This is a genomic window from Acidovorax sp. KNOB132 (genome assembly GCF_057541515.1).
In genome coordinates this window covers 1-2,400 of record NZ_BAAJYT010000394.1, presented here as the reverse complement: position 1 = coordinate 2,400, position 2,400 = coordinate 1, and the positions used below count along the sequence as shown (strand labels likewise).

2 protein-coding genes are annotated in these 2,400 nt (G+C 73.5%); one reads left to right on the top strand and one right to left on the bottom strand.

The window, feature by feature from the left end:
* Positions 1-89: 89 nt before the first annotated feature.
* Positions 90-2,090, top strand: a complete 2,001-nt coding sequence (locus AC27IO_RS22910; RefSeq protein ID WP_498740954.1) for a carboxylesterase family protein — start codon at positions 90-92, stop codon at positions 2,088-2,090.
* A gap of 93 nt (positions 2,091-2,183) precedes the next feature.
* Here the strand turns inward: AC27IO_RS22910 and AC27IO_RS22905 are convergent.
* Positions 2,184-2,400, bottom strand: a 217-nt coding sequence (locus AC27IO_RS22905) for a peptidoglycan-binding domain-containing protein (RefSeq protein WP_498740952.1), incomplete at its 5' end; no start/stop codon positions are given.

Sequence of the window (2,400 nt, the reverse complement as noted above, 5' to 3'; positions counted from 1 at the left end):
CGGGGGCCCGCGCTTTCTCCAAGAATGGAGCCGCCCCCCCGCCCGGGAGCGCGACACACCGATCCATCGAACAAGAGAGGGAGATTTCCATGCGACGACCCCCTTGCGCCCGACGCGCCCTGCTGGCGCTGGCGGCCCCCGCCCTGCTGTGCCTGGGCGCCCCGAACATGGCCGCGGCCGCCACGGCACCGGCCTGCGCGAGCGGCACCACCGTCACCATCGCCGGCGCGCCCGCGGCGCCCACGCTGTGCGGGCTGCAGACGCCCCTCACCCCTGCGGGCGCATCGGCCCCGGTGCCGGTGAACGCCTACCTGGGCATCCAGTACGCGACGGCCGCGCGGTTCCAGCCCCCGGCGGCGACGGTCCCGGCCGGCAGCAACGTGGCGCAGACGGCCGCCGGCCCGTTCTGCCCGCAGGCCGCGCGGCCGAACCTTCCCACCAGCGCGCAGAGCGAGAACTGCCTGTACCTGAACGTCTTCACGCCGCAGTCGGCCATCGGCGCGCAGCCCCAGCGGCCGGTGCTGTTCTTCATCCACGGCGGCGCGTTCGTGGAGGGCAGCGGCTACCTGCCGCTGTACGACAGCGCCAAGGGCGCCACGGTGGGCAACCTGTACGACGGCTCGTACCTCGCGGCGGCGGGCGACATGGTGGTCGTCACCATCAACTACCGCCTGGGGGCGCTGGGCTTCCTGGCCCTCGACAACGCGGTGGAAAACCCCACCGTCGGGGGGCCTCTGCGGGGCAATTTCGGCATCCTGGACCAGCAGGCGGCACTGGACTGGGTGCAGAAGTACATCGGCGCCTTCGGGGGCGATGCCACCCGGGTGACGGTCGCGGGCGAGAGCGCCGGGGCCATGTCGGCGGGGCTGCACCTGTTCTCGGCACCGGACAGCGCCACGCGCTTTCAGGCCGCCATCATGGAGAGCAACCCGGTGGGCTCGGTGTACCGCACGCCCGCGCAGGCGCAAGGCATAGGAAGCCTGTTCCGCGATGCCCTGTGCACCCAGGTGGGCGGGTGCCTCGCGGGCAAGCCCATCCTGCTCAAGGCCACGCCGACGCAGATCGTCGCGGCCCAGGCGGGCCAGCTGTTTGGCACCCGGGGCAAGGCCGGCAACCCCAAGGCCCTCGCCGCCGCCGAACGCGAGGCCGCCACGCGCCCGCTGGTGGGGCTTCTGGCCCAGGCGTCGCCCCAGGTCAACGATGGCCTGCCCTGGTCGCCCATCGTGGACGGCAAGGTCATCGTGGGCCAGCCCCTGGCCGGCTACAACGCGGTGTCCGCCACGGCCTCGATGCCGCCCAAGCCCTTCGTCTTCGGCGTGAACCGCGACGAGGGCGCCGTCTTCGCCAACCTGGCCTTCCTGAAGCTGGGGGTGGGGCTCAATCCCGTGGTCTTCAACGAGGGGCTGGTGCCGAAGGTCTGGCCGGACGACGCCAAGACGATCCTGGGCTACAGCACCACGGTGCAGGGCCAGCCGGTCTTCCCGTACCGCGCGCCCACCCGGCCCGCGCCGAGCTACATGAACGGCACGGCGGCGACGCTGTCCGGCGTGATCAACGACTTCGCGTTCCGCTGCGGCAACCTGGCCATGGCGAACCGGGCGGCCGCCCGCAACGCGCAGGCGAGCCCCGCGCTGCCGGCCTTCGGCTACCTGTTCGCCCAGCCGCCGCTGATCGACCTCTACAGCGCCGGCAAGCCGCCCACGGAAGTCGCGGCCTGCGCACCGGGCCAGGACGGCAACGTCTGCCACGGCAACGAACTGCCCTATGTGTTCAACACCCTGGGAACGGCCTACGCGGTGTACACCCGGGGCAGCCAGCCGCCGCCGCCCGCCGACCAGGCCCTGGCCCAGACCATGGCCGCCGCCTGGGCGAGCTTCGTGAACAGCCCCGCCAGCCCGGCGCCATGGACGCCGGTGGCCGCCAGCGGCGCGCAGCTGCCGACGGCCTGGACGCCCTATGCCGGCCTGTCCTCCTCGCTTTCGCAATGGAGCACCGCGGGCAGCCCCAGCAGCCTCCCGGCATCGTCCATCGATTCGGCGGCCCACTGCACCGCGCTGTGGAACACGGTGGCGCCCATCGGGGGGCAGTGACCGGGGTGGCATGGCGGCGCCGGGGCCAGGCCCGGCGCCGCGCAAAAGGGGACGGGCAGGCGCGGGCCTGCGGTCCCCTTCGCGCTTTTGGCTTCAGCGCGAGAGCGCGTCGGCCGTGGCGGCGTCCACGCGGCCCGTGATCGGCAGGCCCTTCGATTTTTGGAAGTTGCGCAGCGCGGTGGCCGTGCGGGCGCCGGCAGCGCCATCGGGCGTGCCCACGTTGTAGCCCAGGGCGTTCAGGCGCTCCTGCGCCTCGCGCACCGACATGGCAGGGGCGCCGGCCGGGGCCCCTGCGGGCGCGGGAACGCCG

Coding starts and splice junctions, on each gene's coding strand:
- AC27IO_RS22910 (WP_498740954.1), top strand. CDS start 90: ATGCGACGACCCCCTTGCGCCCGACGCGCCCTGCTGGCGCTGGCGGCC.